This is a genomic window from Dictyobacter kobayashii (assembly GCF_003967555.1).
GTDB classification, from domain to species: domain Bacteria; phylum Chloroflexota; class Ktedonobacteria; order Ktedonobacterales; family Ktedonobacteraceae; genus Dictyobacter; species Dictyobacter kobayashii.
Map to the genome: position 1 here is coordinate 4,813,137 of NZ_BIFS01000001.1, position 21,884 is coordinate 4,835,020.

The 21,884-nt window shown below is 53.5% G+C and carries 19 protein-coding genes and 3 pseudogenes; 11 read left to right on the forward strand and 11 right to left on the reverse strand.

The window, feature by feature from the left end:
- Positions 1-294 precede the first annotated feature (294 nt).
- From EL645_RS21060 to EL645_RS21095, 9 genes and pseudogenes are all read left to right on the forward strand, one after another.
- Positions 295-1,050: an RNA polymerase sigma factor gene (locus EL645_RS21060; protein ID WP_126552328.1), complete on the forward strand. Its 756-nt coding sequence runs from the start codon at positions 295-297 to the stop codon at positions 1,048-1,050.
- A 277-nt stretch (positions 1,051-1,327) separates the two neighbouring features.
- Positions 1,328-2,140 carry a hypothetical protein gene (locus EL645_RS21065; protein WP_126552329.1) on the forward strand — a complete coding sequence of 271 codons (813 nt, stop codon included), beginning with the start codon at positions 1,328-1,330 and terminating at the stop codon, positions 2,138-2,140.
- Between the two features lie 243 nt (positions 2,141-2,383).
- Entirely contained in the window at positions 2,384-5,335 is a 2,952-nt protein-coding gene (locus EL645_RS21070) for a CHAT domain-containing protein (protein ID WP_126552330.1), read from the forward strand.
- A 516-nt stretch (positions 5,336-5,851) separates the two neighbouring features.
- Positions 5,852-7,345, forward strand: a complete 1,494-nt coding sequence (locus EL645_RS21075; protein ID WP_126552331.1) for a 3' terminal RNA ribose 2'-O-methyltransferase Hen1 — start codon at positions 5,852-5,854, stop codon at positions 7,343-7,345.
- 15 nt (positions 7,346-7,360) lie between these two features.
- Positions 7,361-9,922 carry a polynucleotide kinase-phosphatase gene (locus tag EL645_RS21080; protein WP_126552332.1) on the forward strand — a complete coding sequence of 854 codons (2,562 nt, stop codon included), beginning with the start codon at positions 7,361-7,363 and terminating at the stop codon, positions 9,920-9,922.
- Positions 9,923-10,268: 346 nt separating this feature from the next.
- Positions 10,269-10,952: pseudogene (locus EL645_RS44370) on the forward strand (DUF6444 domain-containing protein); the annotation flags it as partial.
- Between the two features lie 86 nt (positions 10,953-11,038).
- The gene (locus EL645_RS44375; protein WP_281276347.1) at positions 11,039-11,755 is read left to right on the forward strand and encodes an IS66 family transposase; all 717 of its coding nucleotides are present in this window, start codon (positions 11,039-11,041) and stop codon (positions 11,753-11,755) included.
- A 19-nt stretch (positions 11,756-11,774) separates the two neighbouring features.
- On the forward strand, positions 11,775-12,155 hold the full coding sequence (locus EL645_RS21090) for an ACT domain-containing protein (protein WP_126552333.1): 381 nt from the start codon (positions 11,775-11,777) through the stop codon (positions 12,153-12,155).
- 120 nt (positions 12,156-12,275) lie between these two features.
- Positions 12,276-13,097: a phosphatase PAP2 family protein gene (locus EL645_RS21095; protein ID WP_161977549.1), complete on the forward strand. Its 822-nt coding sequence runs from the start codon at positions 12,276-12,278 to the stop codon at positions 13,095-13,097.
- A 272-nt stretch (positions 13,098-13,369) separates the two neighbouring features.
- Here EL645_RS21095 and EL645_RS21100 read toward each other — a convergent pair whose 3' ends face one another.
- The gene (locus tag EL645_RS21100) at positions 13,370-13,768 is read right to left on the reverse strand and encodes a helix-turn-helix domain-containing protein (protein ID WP_126552335.1); all 399 of its coding nucleotides are present in this window, start codon (positions 13,766-13,768) and stop codon (positions 13,370-13,372) included.
- Positions 13,769-14,030: 262 nt separating this feature from the next.
- Here EL645_RS21100 and EL645_RS21105 point away from each other — a divergent pair, with 262 nt between their 5' ends.
- Together EL645_RS21105 and EL645_RS21110 are read left to right on the forward strand one after the other, a co-directional pair.
- Positions 14,031-14,312: a hypothetical protein gene (locus tag EL645_RS21105; protein ID WP_126552336.1), complete on the forward strand. Its 282-nt coding sequence runs from the start codon at positions 14,031-14,033 to the stop codon at positions 14,310-14,312.
- Between the two features lie 23 nt (positions 14,313-14,335).
- On the forward strand, positions 14,336-14,944 hold the full coding sequence (locus tag EL645_RS21110; RefSeq protein ID WP_307720563.1) for an ATP-dependent Clp protease proteolytic subunit: 609 nt from the start codon (positions 14,336-14,338) through the stop codon (positions 14,942-14,944).
- A 50-nt stretch (positions 14,945-14,994) separates the two neighbouring features.
- On the opposite strand, the gene EL645_RS21115 is transcribed toward EL645_RS21110, so the two are convergent.
- From EL645_RS21115 to EL645_RS21155, 10 genes and pseudogenes are all read right to left on the reverse strand, one after another.
- Positions 14,995-15,705, reverse strand: a complete 711-nt coding sequence (locus EL645_RS21115) for a hypothetical protein (RefSeq protein ID WP_126552337.1) — start codon at positions 15,703-15,705, stop codon at positions 14,995-14,997.
- A gap of 134 nt (positions 15,706-15,839) precedes the next feature.
- Complete coding sequence (locus EL645_RS21120) at positions 15,840-16,883, reverse strand: GAF domain-containing protein (RefSeq protein WP_126552338.1); 1,044 nt, start codon at positions 16,881-16,883, stop codon at positions 15,840-15,842.
- 206 nt (positions 16,884-17,089) lie between these two features.
- A complete protein-coding gene (locus tag EL645_RS21125) occupies positions 17,090-18,079 on the reverse strand; it encodes an SDR family NAD(P)-dependent oxidoreductase (protein WP_218031946.1) in 990 nt (329 codons plus the stop codon).
- Between the two features lie 224 nt (positions 18,080-18,303).
- Positions 18,304-18,510 (reverse strand): hypothetical protein, encoded by a 207-nt coding sequence (locus tag EL645_RS21130; RefSeq protein WP_126552340.1) that lies wholly within the window; start codon positions 18,508-18,510, stop codon positions 18,304-18,306.
- A 17-nt stretch (positions 18,511-18,527) separates the two neighbouring features.
- Positions 18,528-18,896, reverse strand: coding sequence for a hypothetical protein (locus tag EL645_RS41225; protein ID WP_218031947.1), 369 nt, complete (start codon positions 18,894-18,896; stop codon positions 18,528-18,530).
- 14 nt (positions 18,897-18,910) lie between these two features.
- The gene (locus EL645_RS41230) at positions 18,911-19,324 is read right to left on the reverse strand and encodes a hypothetical protein (RefSeq protein WP_218031948.1); all 414 of its coding nucleotides are present in this window, start codon (positions 19,322-19,324) and stop codon (positions 18,911-18,913) included.
- 119 nt (positions 19,325-19,443) lie between these two features.
- Positions 19,444-20,313, reverse strand: coding sequence for a class I SAM-dependent methyltransferase (locus EL645_RS21140; RefSeq protein ID WP_126552341.1), 870 nt, complete (start codon positions 20,311-20,313; stop codon positions 19,444-19,446).
- A gap of 104 nt (positions 20,314-20,417) precedes the next feature.
- A pseudogene (locus tag EL645_RS45605) lies at positions 20,418-21,013 on the reverse strand (3-oxoacyl-ACP reductase family protein).
- Positions 21,014-21,042: 29 nt separating this feature from the next.
- Positions 21,043-21,386: pseudogene (locus EL645_RS42880) on the reverse strand (SDR family NAD(P)-dependent oxidoreductase).
- Between the two features lie 170 nt (positions 21,387-21,556).
- Positions 21,557-21,784, reverse strand: coding sequence for an SDR family NAD(P)-dependent oxidoreductase (locus EL645_RS21155; protein ID WP_126552342.1), 228 nt, complete (start codon positions 21,782-21,784; stop codon positions 21,557-21,559).
- Between the last annotated feature and the right edge of the window lie 100 nt (positions 21,785-21,884).

Here is a 21,884-nt window from a genome sequence, read left to right on the forward strand (position 1 = left end):
TTCATTTTGTTGAGCAAAATCACCTAATAAACGGTACTATTATCCTTTATTTGCTGAGTAATTTAAGTTGTAGACAATAAATCTTGCATATTCTGTTTTGAATAAACATTATATAACATCAGCGTGTGGCTATAGACCCTCAAACGTGCGATAATAAGTGAAAACATCTTAGAGATGTATTGCTGACCAATCACAGGTTTGTAACCTTATTTATCCGGTACTATGCTCATAGACGCGTGTAGCAGTCTGTAGCCGTAAAATATGTAGTAGTCTGGAAGCAGGGAGCTATTGCCGATGGAGTCTCACAACCTCTCTCAGCCATCTGACTCACAGTCTGATCTGAGAGGACAGGGTGACAATGCGCCACAAACTGAGCTACTTTCAATTAACGAGCTGGCTCGTTATTGCTCAGAGGAGACCAACAAATTTCTGAAGCAGAGCGTCTCTAATGATCGTTATTGCCTTGAATTATTTCGTCGCGCGATTATCTATCGAGACGAAGGAGCATGGGAGTGCATTTATCAACAGTATGCGCCTCTTGTCCTGACCTGGGTGTCGCAACACCAGAGTGCCACGCCAATTTTAGGCCAGGATGGCGCGGCCCCACTGGTTAATGCGGCTTTTGCCAAGTTCGCGCAGGCGTTGACCCCGGCCAAAATTGGCAATTTTGATTCATTAGCTGCTATATTGAAATATCTTAAAATGTGTGTACATAGCGTGGTTGCTGATGAGGTTCGCATACGCCAGTCGCGCCAGTATGAAGATACGCTGGAGTCTATCGAGCATGAGCCGGCCAGTGACGATCCCGCTGAAGATGTGGTTGCCAATCTCTCAGCACAAGATCTCTGGAAGATTATTCTTGAAGAAGTACGTAGCGAGGATGAGCGTATACTTATATATGAGGCCTATGTTCATGGTATGAAACCAGGGGAGATAAGTGCGCAGCATCCACGCTTTTTTACATCGGTCGATGATGTATACCGTATTAAGCGTAATGTTCTGGAACGCCTGCGTCGCAATCGACGCCTGCGGGCTCTTTTTCATCGCTAGAATTTACAATAATTGTGAGTTCTTAGATACATTTCTAAATGAATCTAAAAGTGGACCTCAAATCGGGTCCGAAAAGTGCGAACAGGCTCGTTTATTTTGATGAAGTAACAGACAAAAGGTCTTCTTCCAGGTTTTTCAGCTTTGTAGGGAGCATTGGCGTATATATCTTGTATTCGCATACGTGGTCTCTACCGTTCTACCTATATACGGACGATCCCGCTGGGGGAGGGAGAAATGTGCTGAACCTGTAGCCTATGTTGATATAGAGGAAAAGCTCATGGAGTGTCGTGAACCAGGTGCTATTAGCAGTGAAGAGCTCATTGCCTACCTAGAGGGCGAAAAAGTGCGGCCCGCGGTCGTAGAGCACCTTGCGCGCTGTCAAAAATGTTCTTCGCAGCTGGCAATATATCGCGGTATGGAGCGCAAGCTGACCCATCAACTGTATCGCTGGGATTGCCCGCCCAACCAGGTGCTCGGTGATTTTGCTTTAGGGCTGTTAGATAATGATCAGGCCGTAAGCGTTCAAACGCACCTGGATATGTGTGTGCTTTGTTCTGCCGAAATGGTGACGCTTACCAACTTTTTGGCTACTGATCCACTACCTGTGGCAAGTGCGCGGGTTGAGGTCAGGCCTATGCACATGCCACGCCATCTGTATCAGCCGGTACAACATATCAAGCGCAGCATTGAGCAAGTACGTGAGCAGACATTTGAGGGCGTACGACGTATCGCTGCTCTATTGCAGCCAGCGCAACCGGGCTTTGCCTATCAGCGTAGTGTGGCTCAATCGGGCTTATCCTGGCCGCGTAATTACCTGGCCGAGGATGTCAGTATCTCGTTGCAGCTTGAAAGTAGCGCCAGGCAGCGAGGCGCCCTGCAGTTGATTGGACTGGTCACGCGCCAGGGCGAAGCGATTGATGCCTTACAGGGCATGCCGGCCCGACTCCTGACCGGTGAGGGTGTCGTGCAGACTCAGCATATCGATGAGTTGGGAAATATCATCTTTCCCGTCCTGCAACCCACCACCTACACTATGGAGTTACGCTTACCCGACGGTATCGTCGTCATCGATTCGCTAGCGGTGCCGTAGCTACTCTCGCAGGGCCGTAAAGCCAGGAGGTGCAGGAGGGCTAAATCCCCCCTTCCGCCGACAAATAAAAGCCGGGAGGTGCAGGAGGGGCGGCTAGCCCCTCCTGCCGGGGTTTGGGGTGTCCCCAACAAACCTCTCTCCCTCCTCCCGCCGAAGGCGGGAATTGAAGAGGTATAACAACCTCTTTTAAAATGGAAGATCATAGGGGACACACACAGCGACACTAGATAAGTTGATAATACTATGACTCCTCAAGATCTGGTCGCGGCATTGGTCGGCATGAATGAAGAACAAGGCCGACAATTGTTGCAGGCACACCTCCCCTTTTTTAGTACGCCGGCCCTGGATCGGTTGGTCTATACCCTGAAGAAAGAGACCGACCGGAGCTGGAATGTGGATGCCGAGCGTTCACTTACGCTCTCGGGCTATCTTTTGCTGATCGGCGATAGCACTAAAAATACGTATTACCATGCCCTGGGCTTGATGGCGCGTGGGGATGCCTTACGCCGCCTGGGTCGCAATCAGGAGTCGCTGCCGTTTTTTGATGCTGCTGGCGAGGAGTTCATTTCAATCAGCGATGAGGTGAGCTGGGCCAGGACGCGATTTGGGCGTATCAATGCTTGCCTGGGCCTCAATCGCACTACCGAGGCGCTCCAGGATGCTGAGAAGGCGCGGGCCATTTTTATGCGCCATGGGAAGTTGTTGCGGGCCGGTCAGATCGATGCTAATGCGGCGATCATTAATTTTGAGCTTGGTCGCTATGAGCAGGCTTTGCATCTTTTTGATCGGGCCATTGAGACATATGTGTTGCATGGTGATAAGGTTGATCTTCACCTGGCTCGTGCGCAGGGAAATAAAGCCCTTACCCTGGCGGCCCAGGGTAAGTTCCGTGAAGCGGTCGCTCTCCATGAACAGGCGCGCACAACTTTTGCCCGCTATGGTGAGAGGGAAGAGATCGCGGTGGCCCGCGAAGAATTAAATATCGCGGATATCTATGCGGCACAGGGTCGCTATAGCCAGGCGCTCTTGCTCTATAATCAGAGCCGCGAGCGTTTTCAACGCCATAAGATTGTTTTTGCGGCCTATGAAGTAGCGCAGCAGATGTGCCTGTGTCTTGTACGGCTTAATCGTGCCCGTGAGGCGTATGATCTGGCCAGTGAGACGATTGAGTATTTCCGTTCCTCGCCCTCGCAACGCCACAATCTTGCTCGTTCCCTGATGCATAAGGCTGCCGCGGCCATTCTGTTGGATGATATGCGGGCTTCGGAAGAGATGTTGCATGAAGCCAGCCAATTGTTAGAGGAGGGTGGCTTTCATCGCCTGGCGATCCTGGCCCGTTTGCAGCGGGCTGAATTATATTTTGCTGATCAGCAGGTCGACGCCAGTGCGCGTGAGGTTGAGCATGTGGCGGATATCTTTGCTGAGCAAGAAGATCTGCCGCGCCTGGCGCAGGCGATCTTGCTGCAAGGTCGCATCGCGGATGCGCGCGGCGATATCTTGATGGCCCAGGATCTATGTACCCAGGCCCTGGATGTGGCCCAGGGTCAGGGTCTGTTGGAGCTACAGTATCGCTGTTTTGATTTGCTGGGACAGTTGTCCGAGCGCCGCGAGGATCTGGATGGGGCCGCTGACCATTATGATCGGGCCATCCAGGGTATCGATGATGTGCAGAGCCGCCTGGTGCTGGATGAGCGTACCAGTTTCCTGGAGAATAAGCGCGATATTTATCAACGGGCGATTGTGCTTGCCTTGCACCGTGGCCGGGTTGAACAGGCCCTGGCCTATGTTGAGAAGGCTAAGTCCCGCGTCCTGGGCGATTATCTGCGCCATAATATCGATATTCGCGTGCGCGCCGATGATCGTATGAGCGAGGATATTCTGGATGCTCTGGTCAAGGCCCGTGAGGAGCAGGCCTGGTTTAGCTCGATTGTCTACCATACTGAGGATGAGTCTAATCTGAGTGATACGGCGATTATGCGTATTCGCTCGGTTGATCCCGCTACGGCTCGCCAGGAGATGCAAAAGCGTGAGCGGCGTATCGAGCAGTTATTTGAGCAGATACAATTGCGTTCGGCGGGCTCGCTCGTCTCGCGTCCACGCGCCAATTTACTGCATGCAGATGCTTCTGCGCTGGGCAAGAAATTACCGCCCGGTACCTTTCTGCTCGAATACTATCTCTCGGATCAGGATCTCTACGTCTTTTATCTCACTGCCAGTGGTATGACTATGCGTAGCGTGCCGGGGGCGGTCCCCCAATTGGAGCGGCTCTATTCACTCTGGCGTACCAACCTGGATCTCTCCGGGCAGGCGGCCAACACGGCCGATCAGGCCCAGGCTTTTCTGAGCCTGCAAGACAATAGTCTGGGCCTGCTTAAACGTTTCTATGATCTGCTCTTGCTCCCACTTGCTGATCTCTTGCAGTCCTGCCGCCACCTGGTGATTGTCCCTTATGGCATGCTGCACTATATCCCTTTTCATTGCCTGTATGATGGCGCGCGCTTTGTGATTGAGAAGGCGGAGATCTCTTACCTGCCTTCCGCGACCCTGATGGATATCTGTCGGCGCCGTGGACAATCGGTTCTGGAACGGCATATTCCTCTGCAGCAATCTCTGGTGATGGGGTTATCGGATAGTGGCCGTCTGGGATATGCTATTCAGGAGGCGCAAACGGTGGCACGCCAGCTCCAGGTCACCTGTGCGCTCAACCAGGATGCCACGGCTGCCCTGCTCTGGCAACGCGGTCCTGTTAGCCCTGTGGTGCATATTGCCGCCCATGGCCTCTTCCGCCTGGATGCGCCCAACTTCTCCCACATCCAGCTGGCTGATCGTCAGCTCAGTACCATTGAAGTCTTTAATCTTAATCTCGCCCAATGTTCGCTGCTTGTCTTGAGCGCCTGTGAAACCGGCCGCGCGGTCGTCGGCGGACTCGACGAAGTAATTGGTCTGGGCCGTGGCTTCCTCTATGCTGGAGCCGCCTCATTGCTACCCACGCTCTGGAAGGTAGACGATGCCAGTAGCGCCGAACTAATGGAGCTTTTTTACCAGGCCCTCCTTGGCGGAGCCGGCAAATCGACCGCCCTCGCCTATGCCCAGCGCGTCTTCATCGCCCGTGCCCGCGCCTCCGCCCACCCTTATCGTGTCCACCCCTACTTCTGGGCCGCCTTCCACCTCATAGGTGACGCCGGCCCCTCCTAAGACCTGCCGGCCCCTCCTAAGACCTGCCGGCCCCCTCCTCTAAATGTACGTGCGGGGCTTGCCCCGCTTCTAACCTCCCCACCCGTCAACGCAGCAATAACAACGACGCGTATAGGTTCGGGGCTTGTCCCCGATTGCCGCCCCGGTAGGGCGGCCCGGTATCCTCACCAGCCGGTTGCTTGTCTCTGACACCTCGGTCCACGCGGTACCCAAACACGGACCATCCTTTTGGGCACCACATGGAGGAAAGGATCATAAGATGAGGAACTCCATCGCTGGGATATGGGGCCGCCGGCTCTGCGGAGGGCGGCAATCGGGGACAAGCCCCGAACCTATGCGATTCGCTTTTCTTGCTGCTTATCGTTTCGGTCTTTGTTTGTCCTTTCAGGTAAATGTTCCTCTATACGCATAAATTGGATTTTGTTATAATGCAATAATCTCATGTGTATATCTATACGCAAAATTATACTTCAACCACTGTATGGTGTACGTAGAAATGGGTAAGGATACCTGCCTATGTTGCTGACAATTTCGACCACGTATCAGCCCGCTACCGAGCTTGGCTATCTGCTGCATAAGAATCCCGCACGGGTGCAGAGCTTTGATTTGAATTTTGGCCAGGCCCATGTTTTTTATCCTGAAGCCACCGAGCAGCGCTGCACGGCTGCTCTACTATTAGATATCGATGCGGTAAATCTTGTGCGTAACAAGGGTAACGCGATGGCCATGGATCAGTATGTCAATGATCGGCCTTATGTGGCGTCGTCATTCCTGAGTGTGGCGCTGGCTGATGTATTTGGTACGGCCCTCAATGGACGTTGTAAGCAGCGTCCTGAGCTGGTTGTGACCCCGCTACCGCTCCAGGCGCAACTCGCGGTCGTCCCTTGTCGTGATGGTGAGGAGTGGTTGCGACGTCTATTCGAGCCGCTGGGCTATACCGTGGAGGTGGTCCAGCATCCCCTGGATGAGCTCCATCCGGAATGGGGGGATAGCCCTTATTTTACAGTGACCTTGAGCGCTACCTGTCGGTTGAGCGAGCTGTTGACCCATCTCTATGTCTTGATTCCGGTGCTGGATAATGCCAAGCACTATTGGATCGGCGATGATGAGGTCAATAAGCTGTTGCAGCGCGGCCAGGGCTGGCTCGAAAAGCATCCTGAGCGCCGGCGTATTGCTTATAACTATCTGCGCCACAAGCATGATCTGACACAGGAGGCCCTGGAGCGCCTGGTGATTGAGGCGGCCCAGAGTGATGAAGAGGCTAGCGAGATAGAGGCCGTGAGCGAAGAGACGAGCGAGGCCGAGGCTATAGAGACACAGTCTGTCCCTGCAACTGAGGTGCTGGAAGAGCAAGCTGGCTCTGAAACGGGTCAGGAGAAGAGCACGAAAAAGCGCGTGAACTTGCATGAGCAGCGCCTGTTGGCCGCGTTTGAGGTGGTTAAGCAGAGTGGAGCCCGGCGTGTGCTCGACCTGGGCTGTGGCGAGGGGCGCCTGCTCAAGAAGCTGCTGCAAGAGAAGAGCTTTGAGCATATTTTGGGGCTGGATGTTTCTTATCAGGCTCTGGAATTGGCCCAGAAGCGTTTGCACCTGGCACGCATGTCGCCGCGCCAGCGTGAGCGCATTACGCTGGCGCATGGAGCCCTGACCTATCGAGATAAGCGCCTGGAAGGCTATGACGCGGCCGCCGTGGTTGAGGTGATTGAGCATCTGGACCCATCCAGACTCAGTGCGTTTGAGCGGGTGTTGTTTGAGTTTGCCCACCCCGCTACGGTAGTGATTACCACGCCTAACGCCGAGTATAACGTTAAATACGAGACCCTTGAATCCGGCAAGTTTCGCCACCAGGATCACCGCTTTGAATGGACGCGCGAACAGTTTCAGGATTGGTCGCGCCAGATTGCCGAGCGCTTCGGCTATCAGGTCCAGTTCTCTCCTGTTGGTCCCGAGGATGCTGAGGTGGGCGCCCCTTCGCAAATGGGTGTCTTCTCGCGTCATGAATCCGTCGCATAGCTTCGAGGTACTTAGATGAAGATCACAATCCCAGAATTTTCGCTGGTAGTCTTAATTGGTCCATCTGGCTCTGGCAAATCTACCTTTGCCCGTACGCATTTCAAGCCGACCGAGGTCATTTCCTCTGACTATTGTCGTGGCCTGGTGGCCGACGACGAAAATGATCAGTCGGCGACCCCTGATGCCTTTGAGGTGTTGCACTTTATCGCCGCCAAACGTTTGGCGGCTGGTAGGTTGACGGTCATCGATGCCACCAATGTCCAGCCCGAGGCACGCAAGGCTTTGATGGCCCTGGCCCGGGAATATCACTGCCTGGTGAGCGCCATCGTCTTTAATGTGCCGGAGAGCCTGTGCCATGAGCGCAATCATGGGCGTGCGGACCGGCAATTTGGTCCTCACGTTATTCGGATGCAAGCAGCCCAGATGCGCAAGTCGTTAGGTCGTCTCAAAACTGAGGGTTTCAGACATATTGTGACGCTCTCTTCGCCGCAGCAAATCGCAGAGGTGGAGATCGAGCGCCAGCCGCTCTGGAATAATCTGAAGCATGAGCATGGTCCCTTCGATATCATTGGCGATGTGCATGGCTGTTTTGATGAGCTGCAAGTATTGTTGCAGCAGCTTGGCTATGTGGTAGAGAAACAGGGCGAGCAGGAGCCGCAGTTTCAGGTCACCCATCCCGCTGGTCGTAAGGTGATCTTCCTGGGCGACCTGGTCGATCGGGGGCCGGCGACCCCTGCCGTCTTGCGGCTGGCCATGGATATGGTCGCGTCCGGGAATGCCTTCTGTGTGCCGGGCAACCATGATGTCAAACTCTTACGCAAGCTCAAAGGGAATGATGTGTCTTTGAAGCATGGCATCGTTGAGACCTTGCAGCAATTGGAGCAGGAGTCGCCAGCCTTCAAGCAGCGCATCGAGACCTTTGTGGATGGGCTGATCAGCCACTATGTGCTGGATGATGGGAAGCTGGTGGTGGCCCATGCGGGTCTGCCGGCACCCATGCAGGGACGTGGTTCGCGGGCGGTGCGCGAGTTTGCCCTCTATGGTGAGACGACCGGTGAGACCGACGAGTTTGGCCTGCCGATACGCTATAACTGGGCCTCCGATTATCAGGGTAAAGCTATGGTGGTCTATGGGCATACGCCTGTCCCTGAGCCTACCTGGCTGAACCACACCATCAATATCGATACTGGCTGTGTCTTCGGTGGTAGGCTGACAGCTCTGCAGTATCCTGAAAATCAGCTGGTCTCGGTTGCGGCCCAACGTACCTATTGTGATCCGGTGCGCCCATTGCAGCCGGTGGTTGAGCCTGTGTTGTCGATCCAGCAGCAGCACGACGAGCTGTTAGATGTGCAGGATTATACCGGGAAGCGCCTGGTGGAGACGCGTCTGCAGGGTAAAGTGACTATTCGGGAGGAGAATGCGATTGCCGCCCTGGAGGTGATGAGCCGCTTTGCCGCCAATCCCAAGTGGTTAATCTATCTGCCGCCAACTATGTCGCCTAGCGAAACCAGTAAGCAACCAGGCTTCCTGGAGTACCCTGAGGAGGCGTTCGCTTATTATCGTAAGCAGGGCGTGGCGCGCGTGGTGTGCGAGGAAAAGCATATGGGTTCGCGGGCCATTGTGGTGGTCTGTCGTGATGAGCAGGTGGCTCAGAAACGCTTCGGCGTCATCAACGAGGGCATCGGCATCTGCTATACCCGTACTGGCCGGCGTTTCTTTGATGATGCGCAGCTTGAGGCCGCTTTATTGCAGCGTGTACAAGAGGCATTGGCAGCGTCCGGTTTCTGGGAACGTTTCGAGACCGATTGGGTGTGCCTGGATTGTGAACTGCTCCCCTGGTCTGTTAAAGCGCAGTCGCTGGTCTTAAAGCAGTATGCTGCGGTTGGGGCTGCTTCTCGTGGTGCTCTGGGCCAGGCCATTTCTGTATTGGAGCAGGCCCGCCAGCACGGCGTAGAAGTTGCTGCGCTGCTGGATACCTACCAGCAGCGGCAGCGGCTGGCTGAACGCTATGTCAACGCCTATCGCCAATATTGCTGGCCGGTCAATAGCCTGGATGATCTCAAGTTGGCCCCTTTCCATATCCTGGCAACGGAGGGGACCGTGCATATCGACAAAGACCATGTCTGGCATATGGAGACCCTGGCCGAAATCTGCCGCGCTGATGAGCGCCTGCTGCTGGCGACTCCTTTCCTGGTCGTCGATGTCAACGAGCCCGCTAGCGTTGAGAAGGGCATCTCCTGGTGGACGGAACTCACATCCCACGGCGGCGAGGGTATGGTCGTGAAGCCCTTTGAGTTCATCGCCTCTGGCCCACGTGGCGCGCTGCAACCGGCCGTCAAGTGTCGTGGATCCGAGTACCTGCGCATCATCTATGGCCTGGAATACGATGTGCCGGAAAACCTGAACCGCCTGCGCTCGCGCGGCCTGGGAGCGAAGCGATCCCTGGCCATGCGTGAATTCGCCCTGGGCATCGAATCCCTGGAACGTTTCGTGCACAATGAACCCCTCAGACGCGTCCACGAATGCGTCTTCGGCGTTATAGCCTTAGAGAGCGAACCCGTCGACCCGCGCCTCTAAAAATGTACGTGCGGCTGCCCCCCAATGCTTTTACTTTAAGAACAAAGCAATGCACCAAATGCAACAATAAAAACGATCTGTACGTGCGGGGCTTGCCCCCGCTTTATATCTACCCGCATGAAAAGAAATAATAATAACGATATGAGTCAAATTGAATGTATGTAGAATCCTATTATTGCTGCTTTTTCATGCTAAAAGGTTATAAGCGGGGCAAGCCCCGCACGTACAGATCGTTTTTATTGTTGCGTTAGATAAGGCTGAATATGTTTTGAGGTACGCTTTAGAAGGAGAATTGTAACTACTCAGTACCTTGAGAAAAGCTGGACAAAGCTGATAAACTAAGAGCATGACAGAAGAAGAAGTGAGAAATCTTCAGAAAGCCTACCGAGAGCTCAAAGAGCAAGCAGAGGCATTCAAAGAGCAAGCAGAGCAGAAAGATCGCAGGATCGAAGAGCTCGAAGGATTGCTCATAGGTGCCTTGTTGCGCATTGAAGAGCTTGAACGGCGATTGGGAAAAGATAGTCATAATAGTAGTAAACCTCCTTCCAGTGATGGATTGGGTCGCAAACCTGGCAAACAGCGGCGCAAAAGCGGCAAGACTTCCGGTGGACAAGCCGGTCACCACGGTCATACCCTGATGCAAGCATTGACTCCTGATAGCGTCGTGCTTCATCGTCCAACGCACTGTGAAGCATGTCAGTACCCTCTTGAGCAGGAGGCAGCTATCACCAACGAACGCCGTCAAGTCCACGATCTGCCCACGTGGCGTTTGCTGGTCGAGGAGCATTGCCGACAAGCAATCTGCTGCCCCTATTGCCAGCATGTGACGCAGGCGTCTTTTCCGGCAGGCGTCGATGCTGCTGTCCAGTATGGCCCGCAGGTCCAAGCCTTGGCGGTCTATCTTTCCCACTTTCAACTGGTGCCACTGCAACGCACCTGTGAAGCTCTTGCTGATCTGTGCGGGTGTCAGTTGTCCGAAGGCACGCTGGTCCGTTGGATTGCTCAGGCAGCCAAGACCCTTGAGTCGAGCATCGAGCGGATCAAAACCTTACTGCTGGCCAGCCCCTTGCAACATGCTGACGAAACGGGATGCGTGTCAAAGGCATCTTGCATTGGATGCATCTCAATGCGACTCCCTGGCTCACCCTGTACTCCTGGCATCGCAAACGAGGGCATCAGGCTCTGGAGCAGATTGGGATCTGGCCACACTATCAGGGCCGCTCCATGCATGATCGCTGGTCCAGCTATGATCGCTACCTCTGTACCCATAGCCTCTGCGGAGCCCACCTGCTACGCGACTGCCTGTATGTCGCCGAACAGGAGAAGCAGCCTTGGGGACAAGCCATGTTCGATCTGTTGCTGGCGATGAAGCAAGCCGCTGATCGCTGGCGCCTCCAAGGAGCGAGCGCCGTCCCCACCCCCGAACGGGAGCAGTGGCTTGCCCAGTATTTTGCCATTCTGGCCGCTGGCTTTGCCACGCATGCCGCTCAAGCCCCTCCCCCAGGAAGTCTGCAGCCCAAACGACAAGGACGCAAAAAACAGGAAGCCTCCAAGAATCTGCTCGATGCGCTCTTAAAGCGAGCTGATCAAGTGTTGGGTTTTCTGGAGGACCTGTCTGTGCCTTTTACCAACAATCTCGCCGAACGAGATTTACGCATGGTGAAAGTGCAGCAAAAGATTTCCGGAACCTTCCGCAGTGACGATGGAGCTACGGCTTTTTGCATCATTCGCAGCTATCTTTCAACCATGCGCAAGCAGGGGCGCTCAATGCTTGCTGCCATTGCTGCGGTTTTTGCTGGTTCTCCTTTCCCCATTGCATGGGCTACTGAGTAGTTACGGAGAATTTATTGCGATGCGTCTTGTTTTGTTGCCGGTGGCACTGGCTGTGTGTCGGCTGGCTGCCGGGGAGCCCATACCCATATGGGCTATGCAGCCAACGGGTTTCTTTTCGATTACCTCGACCGAGGATGAATTGTCTCTGGTCTGTCAGGCCGCTGCTGTTCCGCAGGGTGTACGTAGCGAGAAGGTCTGGCGCGCCTTTAAGGTTGTGGGGCCATTGGATTTCGCGCTGGTCGGAATTCTGGCCTCTTTGTCGCATACGCTGGCCCAGGCCGGAGTCTCGATCTTTGCCATTTCTACCTTTGATACCGATTATATTCTGATCAAAGAATTCCAGCTTGAGCAGGCAATTACGGCCCTGAAACAGGCCGGGCATCAACTGGTTACAGCCTGAAAATATTGCGTTGCTTGTATTAAATTTTTTTAACTGTAATACACTGTATCCTCATGAGCTTAGCCATACGTACTCTATGCAGATAGATATTATTCATAAAAAAAACTGATGAGGATTACAATGCGTACAACTACTAATCCCCAGGGCATACAACAGCCTACGGCACGACGAACTGCCGGTGGCGAAGATCGCGGGGACGCCAGGAGGCGTGACCGTATCCAGTTTGTAATCTGGTGCATTGGACTTATCGTGTTCATTATTACCTGTTTTATTATGCATGGACACCCTAAGCCATATCCTATTGATCTGACTTTAACTCAGACCATCCAGGGCTTTCATGTACCCGCCTTTGTCAATGCGATATTCGTTTTTCCCAGTATCCTGAATAATCCAGTGCCTTCTGAAGTGGCCTTAGGCCTCTGGTTGGCTTTTATGCTGATTATGGCGCTGGTTACCAGGTTGCGTGGCAAGTCGCCATTGACCTGGTTGCAGGCGGCAATCTTTCTGGTGGTTACCGTGATGAGTTCGGCTGGCCTGAACGTGGTAGCCGACGATCTGGTTGGTCGCCCACGACCCAATCCCCATACCGATCATATCCATGTCTTTGGGCCCATCGTGCCGTTCCCGACCTACCCTTCGGGTCATACTGAGCATGATATGGCCTATTATGGCTTCTTGCTCTACCTGAGCTTCACCAAACCTGTCCGTGAGTGGCGCTATCGCTGGTTCCTCTTACCGCTGCAACTTTACGCAGTCTATGATATCCTGATGATCGGTTATTCACGTATCCTGGAAGGTGATCACTGGTTTACCGATGTCCTGGGAGGTTATCTTGAAGGAGCAGTCTACCTGTTCTTCTTCATCTTCCTCTATCGCTGGGCGACTACCATGCTGGCCAAATGGCGTGCAAAGAAACAAGGCACCCCTACCGTTATCGCCTAAATCCACCATTCCAGCCAGCTGAATAATTCGCGGCCTTAAAACAAAAACGGATCAGTGCATAAAGAGGCTTTTTATAGAGTTGCAGCTTTTATCCTACCTGCTGCACCTGGCTGGTTACCAGGATCAGTGCATAAAGAAGCTTTTTATAGAGTTGCAGCCCCATGTGCGGAGCACATGGGGCTGCAACTCTATAAAAAGGCTCGGGCGCGTAGCGCACGTACGCAAACAAACACCAGGATTCCCATAACCATGGGAATCCTGCCCCCTTAACATTATTGAGGGGTGAGATGTTTGGAGAGCAAGAAGGCACTAAAATTAGCCACGCTCTCAATCTCGCCATCATCCAGCAGGTTGACGATACGTTTGACGACTGTGCGCCGTGGCTGTCCGGGAGTCGTCGGCACGGTAAAACCAATCACCCGAGTATATTCAGGTTCGCGCTCACGCCGAATCTCTTCCGCCATTAGCTCTAAAAGTTCAGCAATATCCAGTCCCAGGGCATGGGCCAGGCTCTCCAGCACCTTGGCTGATGGATATTTCTGGCCGCGCTCAATCTCACCAACATAAATCTCGGATAAGCCCGCTTTTTCACCCAGTTCTTTGATCGTCAGGTTCCGATACTGGCGTTCCTGACGTACGACGCGCCCAATGGTTTCTTGTAGATCAGCCATGGCATATACCTCATTTTGTAGTAGTAATTTATCTTTATTCTATCCTCAGAAATGTGGCGTAAATGTTTTTTACCTATGCTGAGAGCATTGCTCAAAAATTCACCTATGCTAACAGCATAGTTATACCCTATCAGTATAGGCTATGAGCCTGATATATTCAAGGTAGGTCAAGTGTGCGGGTGTACAGGTGGCGCATCGTACCTCTTAAAAAATATGAAACGTGTTTACGCGGAAATAGTGAGTTAGCAAAGGGGAGAAGTTTATGTTTTTTTCACCACATTCTCATTCACCGAAGTTAGAAGGTCCGGAGGTCCGCTCATACTTACCAATTCCGACGGTTTATGATCGTCCGCCCGTTAAGCAGACGCAGTGGGAGTATCATACGCTCACCATTAATACCAAAGAAGATGCCCTGGCCGATGCGGAGCAGCTGAATAAGCTGGGAAAAGATGGCTGGATCATGGTGAGTGTGTTGGATGAGCGTGCGTCAGGCAGCGGCTCTCGTGTTCATTACTACTTTGTACGACAAAATATTGAAGCATAAAAAGCTTTTGAAGGAGAAAATAGATGATGAACTCTAGTGTGTTGGTTCCAACCGTTTTAGAGAATACTGGACGTGGTGAGCGCGCTTATGACATTTATTCGCGTTTGCTGAAAGAGCGCATCATTATGGTCAATGGTCCCGTTGAGGACACGATGGCGAATTTGATTGTGGCCCAGCTCTTGTTCCTGGCAGCTGAGAATTCAGAGCGTGAGATCAATATGTATATCAGCTCGCCTGGTGGTGTCATCTCGGCTGGCCTGGCCATTTATGATACCATGCGCTCTCTGCCCTGTCCGATCGGTACCACTTGCGTTGGATACGCGGCCAGCTTTGGCACTATCCTGCTGCTGGCTGGCGATAAAGGGCGTCGCCGCTCCTTGCCCAATGCGCGTATCCATATGCACCAGCCCCTGATTCAGGGTGGGATCGGCGGTCAGGCCACTGACATCGATATCCATGCGCGGGAGATCCTGTATACCCGGGATGTCATCAATGGCATCATCCAGAAGCATACCGGACAGAGCCTGGATCGCATCCGCCATGATACCGAGCGCGACTACTTTATGAGCGCTTCAGAGGCGCTTGAGTATGGCATCATCGACGAGGTCTTACCCCTGGCCGACAAAGAATAGCTGCAGTATCCTTGCGGTTGCTTTCTATGCGGCCGCAAGGTTCGTGCCTGTTATAATGGCTGGATGTTGATGTGGTCTATGGCGAACCATTGTTCGGCGGTGGGGGTGGCGCCAAAGCGCAGTATCCCCTGGGGAGTGGCAACCGCATACTGATTATCGAGCCAGGCGACAAATCCCAGTGGGCGCGTTGGGGGGTGTGGGGCTCGTAGGATCTGGATACCATCGACCCAGAAGCGGGCCTCGCCAGCCCTCCACTCCAGGGTATAGGTGTGCCATGTTGTCAGCTCTGCCTCTACCAGCGCCTCCTGGGCGCCACTCAATCTCTGCAGCCAGCGTGCCGCCGGCGCGCTATTGCGGCTCAGGCGTCCCCAACCAGTGGCCAGGGCCGTGGGAACCGTCGCCAGCAAGGCTCCCGGGCGCATGCTATGGATGACTTGTGCCTTCCAACCCCAGCCGGGTATGCCCGGCACAAGCGCCATATTTGATGGCGGCGCGGCATAAAAGAACCAGACTGCCTCGGGCAACATCAGGGCATCGCCGCGCACCGAGAAGGGATAATTCCAGAAGCCAAAGCCGGCCGTTCCGCGCAGGACCGTCATGTCGCCAGCCTCCGTGCTGGCTGTCGCTGCTGGATGGGAAGCGCGTGCTCGCACCTCCATACGCAGAGGGGGACGCCAGGGAAATTGGGCGCGGGCCAGTTTGCCATAATCATCGATCTGGGCATCAGCATAGTCGCCAGCAGGATTGTCTGGTAGCCTCATCTGTAGCGTGGATGCTTCTAGCTGGAGCGAGCCTGTACCTATGCAGGTCTGTGTCCAGTGTGGATTGATCTCTTGTTCATGATTGAAATCGTCGCTAAAAGGTGTCTGTCGCGTAGTTTTGTCCTCGGAAATCTTCAGTATAATTTAATTATGCTGACGGCCGGGGTCTCTGAATAGTCGCGCACGGTCTGGCGGGCGGGAATCTGTAAGAGCTCTTCCTCTAGTTTTTGCCAGACCAGCATGTCGGCCTGCATATTGTTGACGGGCTGATTCTTGGTGGCGGCTCGCAGCATGGTTTCTGCCACCATCTGGCGAAATTTCGCAAAGTACTCTTTCTGTTGCTTATGTGATGGCATGACGCAGAGGGCGATATCTTCTGGCATGTAGAAGTCTTGTGGCTCAAAGGCCAGCGCCACCAGATCTGCGTATTGCTGGACCAGGTCGGTGCGGGTCTGCGATAGAAAGTAGTCGACCTGCGTGCTTGACACCAGTAACACGCCGGCGGTACGACCGGCATACAGGATAGGATAGATAGCGACGCTTTTCTCGTAGTCGACACGCGACGCTGGCATCAGGTTGTGCTCTCTATCCAGGTTTTGAATCACACCCGGCCGGCACAGGGTCACCACATTGCCCGCCAGCGATTCGGCCCCCAGAAACATGGCATTTTGTTCGAGGCTCCCGATCCAGGGTGCTGTTCCCAGCCCAACGCTTTCGCGCAGGCTGCGCACCTTCTTGTATGGTCCAGATGGTGGCATACAGCGTACCACCCAGATCGACATGCCACGGCGCTCTGGATCGAGTTGTCCAATCGCCTGTTGTAAGATGAGATGACAGGTTGACCAGAAGCGTAAATTCTCAGTTGTGGATGCACGTGCCACCAGCACGCGGGCATAAAACTCAGCAGGAATAGCTTTCAGCGACGTTTCTTGAGGGGTAGCTGCAATCTCACCAACCCCTTTTTCTTCTTTGACCAGCTTACGCATCTGTTCCTGGTATTTCTGTGGTAGTGCGTTGATGAGCTGGCGGAGGTTTTGTGGGCGGGGGTCAGATTCGCCACTGACCCAGCGTGTAAATGTTATGGGCGTAATATTCAGCGTCTCTATTAAATGTTGCCTTTCTTTAGGATCACTAAGAATCTGCCCTAATAACTCGCGCCACGTCCGTGCTTCTTGCATATTTTTTACCTTATCGCTGAAATTGCTACCAAAAGCACCCGGTATTGATCATAATACCAGTTAGCATCTACAACGTCAACAGGAATTTATTCACAGCCATAAAGAATTTTTAATATGCTTTAAAAAAGCCAGAGAACGGGATTGAGACGAATGTCTGCTTTGCATCCCCTGGCTTGTACTGATCAGTTTATGCCTGTGGTGTTTCATTATAGTCGCGTGAGGGCCTTTTGCCCCAGGCTCGTGATGAACGAGCGCGTAACTGCTGTCTCGCTCTCGCGACCGCTATAGGATTCTGTTCCCTTGCCGTCTCCGGAGGGCAGGAAGCGCGTTGAGAGGCTCATGAGCGGTGCGACGAGCTCCGGGAAGGCGCCATTGAGACGCGCCAGTAACTGGGCCGGCAGCGTGATAATGATTTCCGCGCTACCCTTTTTTGTGGCCTGCACCACATATTGGGCGGCCCTCTGGGCACTGATCGAGAAGAGTGGCAAGGTATCAAGCAGGGTGAAGAGTGAGTATTCGATTCGATGACTCTCGCCCTTCATGGTCGTATTGACCTGGGAGCCTGTGCGCATTAATCCAGGCACTACAGTAGTTACGCACACCCCATCTTTAGCCAGCTCGGCGCGCATGCCCTCTGAGAAGCCTGCCGTGGCGAATTTGGCACTTGAGTAGGCCAGGAGGTGGGGAACACTGACCTTGCCACCGATGGATGTAATGTTGACGATGCGTCCGCTCTTACGTGCACGCATCTGCGGCACGACCGCCATGGTCATATTGTAAGTACCCCAGAACATTATGTTCATTGATTGCTCGAAATCTGCGCGGGTCAGCGTTTGCCAGGGGCCAGCACTGATTATGCCGGCGTTATTTACCAGCACATCGACAGCTCCAAAGTGGGCTGTCGCCTGGGCGATCACCTGCTCTACCTCGGCGGGCTGCGCTACATCGCAGGGGAACGTGATGACCTCTGCTCCCAACTGTTTGATCTGGCTCTGCGCGCGTAGCAATTCCTCTTCATCGCGCGCGCAGAGTACCAGCCTGGCCCCTTCACGTGCGAACTCCTCCGCCATCGCCAACCCAAAGCCGCGCGACCCACCCGTGATTAACACCACTTTTCCCTGAATATCTATTTTTTGCTGACGTTGCAGCACGCGCCCCACAATCCCTATCCCCACCAGCCCGCCAGCAACTTCCAATTTCTTTGCAATATATTCATAAACTATACAGCCGATCCCTTCTGCCTCTCATGTAACGCTAAAACTATACAGATAAAATGCATTGACTGCTATTTACACGATTGGCATCACCCGTTGGCCGCTTTATTTAACCACTTACCAATCGAAAAACACAGCAGAAAAGCATGCTACCTGGCAGGGCAGCATGCTTTTCTGCTGTGTTTTCCGATCAGGGGAAGAATCGATCAGGCTTTTGGTCTTGTTTCGCGCAGCAGGGTGGTCACCAGGATGGCGAGCAGGGCGATGATCAAGAGCGGCCCACTTATGATGCGGATCGAGGCCAGGGCTGCTATGTTGTTGATCAGGAGCAGCACTAGCAGTAGAATCAGGACGCCGACGAGGATGATCATGTCGCCGACAATGAAATTATAGATGGCTTTGATGATATTCATGGCTACCTCTTCCTAACTTACTTATGCTCAAGTACTGCTGGCTCGGCAGGCTCGACCGTGGCCCGTTGTTGTTTGCTTTGTTTGAGCCAGCCAATCAGGGCCAGCGTTGTGACCAGGTAGAGGGCGGCCAGGATCAGCAGGAAGGCATCCGAGAAGATCCAGCTGATGCCCAGTCCTTCGCCGGTCCAGAAGGTGCCGAAGGTGGTGAGCATGATGCCAACTACAAACTTGAGGGTGTTTTCGGGAATTCTGGTCAATGGCGCGCGTACAAATGCGCCGATTAAGATGACCAGTATGCCGGCTACGGCTGCTCCAATGGCTGCCGAGCCAATGCCACAGGCCTGCGTACAGGAATTGGTGACCGCGTTACTACCAAAGGTGATCACAATAAAGGCTACTTCTAGCCTTCCAGTAGCACCGCTTTATATGAAAGGGCCAGGCCAAAGGGCTGAATGCGTGGGGAAACGGTCTCACCACGAGCCCTGACTTCGGCCATGGTCTCTTCAAAGATGGCCTCCTCATCGTGCAGCGCTTTGAGTCCACTATAGCGTAAAATAGCTTTCTTGAGCCATTTCAGGCCGAAGAGGATCAGCAGTACTCCGATGATTAAGCGTAGAATGTCGAGTGGGACGAAGCGGACGATGGCGACCCCAAAGGTGGCTACGATGAGTGCGAGGGTGGCGGCGGCGGCAACGGCTCCTAAGAGAGAGCTGCGCCAGTTGATCGTGACTCCTACTACCAGGACGATGGTAAAGGCTTCGACGAACTCAACTGCAGAAGCAAGAAATGCTCCTGTGATAACTGCCCATTGCATGTATGTGCTCCTGTTCCAGTTATAATGTGCATTGCTAGAGATTAAATACAGGAATAGTCATGGGAGCCTTACTAAAGGCTCCCATGACTATTGTAGCACACCATATGCATGTATCGTTGTTATTCCTTGATGGCGACCATCTGCAGCCAGGTGCGGGGAATCTCTTTGAGTCCCAGTTCTTCGCCCGCTTGATAGACGGCTACTTCCAGGGCTTTGGCACCTTGTGCCAGTGGAATCCCTGGCAGGGCCCCTTCAATGAAGAGCCAGTATTGTCCCAGATCACGCCAGCCGTCTAACGAAATAATCGCATCGCTCTGCTGGGTGTCGACCGTGACAAAACCGCTCTGCTTGAGATCCTGGATATATTCGTCCCTGGTCAGCCACTGCATTGCCATCGCTTTGGCTTCGCGGGAGAGGCGTGCTTCAGGATGCTCCTGTTTCAGCCAGCCCACTGCGCGCCGGGTCCATAGACGATAGAAGCGCTCTGTGCCTGGAACATAGGTGCCTTCATAGAAGGCGCTGTTGCAGCCAAAGATGCCGCGTGGCGATAGGATAGAGGATACCTGTTTGAAGGCTGCTAGCTTATCTGGTACCAGGTGAATGGCGTTGCAGAAGAAGGCGGCATCGACGTTTTGTACGATGCGTGGTAGGTCTTCGGATTCTCCCTGGAGAAATTCGGCATGAATTGGGAGTCCAGCCTCTTCCATGCCTTTCTGCGCTCGGCGTAGAGCCTCGGCAGAGGGATCGACACCGATTAGCTTAATGTTACTTACACGACCCTGCTTCACTAATTCTTCGGCGATAAGACGTGTTACCGCGCCTGTTCCACAGGCCATATCCACAATTGTCAGTGTCTCGCCCTCTGTTTGTGGCTTGAGATGGGCAAGCGTCTGTTTGACCAGTGCGCGGTTCACCTCTGTATAGAAAGCATGGGCTGCAAACGGCTCGAATGTATAAAGATTTGTCTCATCAGTTTCAATAAGACCCATAATAAATTAATCCTCCTTGACCAAACTGTTTGTTAAAGAGTTAGATCAATTTCAGTGGTAACTTGTTTCACTGACTTTGCACTATCTATTCGAGCAACGTTTACTTACATATGCATTGACATGCCACCATCGACACTGAGTACCTGTCCGGTAATATAGCCAGCCTCTGGTGAACAGAGGAACGCGGCGGCGGCAGCTACTTCATCGGTTGTACCAAAGCGACCGAGCGGTGTGTTGTCCAGCATATATTTGCGCTGTGGTTCGGTGACGATGGAGGTCAGTTCCGTTGGAATAAAGCCAGGGGCCAGCGCATTGGATGTAATGTTTCGGCTCGCCATCTCGCGTGCGGTACTCAAGGTTAAGGAGATAATCGCGGCTTTGAGGCACCATAGTTCGCCTGTCCGGCGGGCCCCATCAGGCCAGCTACCGATGCGATATTCACGATACGTCCCCAGCGCGCTTTCATCATGCCGCGTAGGGCGGCCTTGGTGCAGAGGAAAGCTGCTCGCAGGTTGGTATCCATCACATATTCGAAATCGGCCAGCGACATCTGCAGAATCAGTTTGTCGCGTGTGGTGCCTGCGTTATTGACCAGAATGGCTACCGGTCCCAGGGCGCTGACTGTTTCCGCGAAGAGTCGGGTTACATTCTTCCTATAACGGCTGAACGGCGATACAAGTTCAGTGCGTAGCTTGTTCACTGACTTTGCACTATCTATCGGCAAGTTTACTATTGCATTGACATGCCACCATCGACACTGAGTACCTGTCCGTAATATAGCCGCCTCTGGGCAGAGGACGCGGGGGCAGCTACTTCATCGTTGTCAAAGCGACCGACGTTGTTGTACATATATTTGCGCTGTGGTTCGGTGACGATGGAGGTCAGTTCCGTTGGAATAAAGCCAGGGGCCAGCGCATTGGATGTAATGTTTCGGCTCGCCATCTCGCGTGCGGTACTCAAGGTTAAGGAGATAATCGCGGCTTTTGAGGCACCATAGTTCGCCTGTCCGGCGGGCCCATCAGGCCAGCTACCGATGCGATATTCACGATACGTCCCCAGCGCGCTTTCATCATGCCGCGTAGGGCGGCCTTGGTGCAGAGAAAGCTGCTCGCAGGTTGGTATCCATCACATATTCGAAATCGCCAGCGACATCTGCAGAATCAGTTTGTCGCGTGTGTGCCTGCGTTATTGACCAGAATGGCTACCGGTCCCAGGGCGCTGACTGTTTCCGCGAAGAGTCGGGTTACATCTTCTCCTTACTAACATCGGCCTGAACGGCGATACAACGTCTCCCAAGTTCTTCAATGCTGGCCTTTGCCTCTGCGGCAGCAGCGCTATTGCTGCGATAATTGATTACTATATCTGCACCCGCCTGGGCCAGCCTCTGGGCGATGGCCCGGCCAATGCCCTGGCTGCTCCCTGTAATCAGGGCTACTTTTCCCGCGAGTGGAAGAGGATGTTCTTGTGACATACATTTGTTCCTTCAATAGAAATAGTATTTGTCGCTCTTAGGCTTGTTGTAGTATAGCATAGTTGCTCCAGCCCATACCAAATATCCTTTTGGTATGGGC

Excerpts from the sequence above, each read along its gene's own strand:
- EL645_RS21075 (WP_126552331.1), top strand. The coding sequence starts at position 5,852 with ATGTTGCTGACAATTTCGACCACGTATCAGCCCGCTACCGAGCTTGGC.
- EL645_RS21100 (WP_126552335.1), bottom strand. The coding sequence starts at position 13,768 with ATGGCTGATCTACAAGAAACCATTGGGCGCGTCGTACGTCAGGAACGC.
- EL645_RS21155 (WP_126552342.1), bottom strand. The coding sequence starts at position 21,784 with ATGTCACAAGAACATCCTCTTCCACTCGCGGGAAAAGTAGCCCTGATT.
- EL645_RS21095 (WP_161977549.1), top strand. The coding sequence starts at position 12,276 with ATGCGTACAACTACTAATCCCCAGGGCATACAACAGCCTACGGCACGA.
- EL645_RS21115 (WP_126552337.1), bottom strand. The coding sequence starts at position 15,705 with ATGAGGCTACCAGACAATCCTGCTGGCGACTATGCTGATGCCCAGATC.
- EL645_RS21120 (WP_126552338.1), bottom strand. The coding sequence starts at position 16,883 with ATGCAAGAAGCACGGACGTGGCGCGAGTTATTAGGGCAGATTCTTAGT.
- EL645_RS44375 (WP_281276347.1), top strand. The coding sequence starts at position 11,039 with ATGCATCTCAATGCGACTCCCTGGCTCACCCTGTACTCCTGGCATCGC.
- EL645_RS21060 (WP_126552328.1), top strand. The coding sequence starts at position 295 with ATGGAGTCTCACAACCTCTCTCAGCCATCTGACTCACAGTCTGATCTG.
- EL645_RS21130 (WP_126552340.1), bottom strand. The coding sequence starts at position 18,510 with ATGAATATCATCAAAGCCATCTATAATTTCATTGTCGGCGACATGATC.
- EL645_RS21080 (WP_126552332.1), top strand. The coding sequence starts at position 7,361 with ATGAAGATCACAATCCCAGAATTTTCGCTGGTAGTCTTAATTGGTCCA.
- EL645_RS41230 (WP_218031948.1), bottom strand. The coding sequence starts at position 19,324 with ATGCAATGGGCAGTTATCACAGGAGCATTTCTTGCTTCTGCAGTTGAG.
- EL645_RS21110 (WP_307720563.1), top strand. The coding sequence starts at position 14,336 with ATGATGAACTCTAGTGTGTTGGTTCCAACCGTTTTAGAGAATACTGGA.
- EL645_RS21105 (WP_126552336.1), top strand. The coding sequence starts at position 14,031 with ATGTTTTTTTCACCACATTCTCATTCACCGAAGTTAGAAGGTCCGGAG.
- EL645_RS21070 (WP_126552330.1), top strand. The coding sequence starts at position 2,384 with ATGACTCCTCAAGATCTGGTCGCGGCATTGGTCGGCATGAATGAAGAA.
- EL645_RS21090 (WP_126552333.1), top strand. The coding sequence starts at position 11,775 with ATGCGTCTTGTTTTGTTGCCGGTGGCACTGGCTGTGTGTCGGCTGGCT.
- EL645_RS21140 (WP_126552341.1), bottom strand. The coding sequence starts at position 20,313 with ATGGGTCTTATTGAAACTGATGAGACAAATCTTTATACATTCGAGCCG.
- EL645_RS21065 (WP_126552329.1), top strand. The coding sequence starts at position 1,328 with ATGGAGTGTCGTGAACCAGGTGCTATTAGCAGTGAAGAGCTCATTGCC.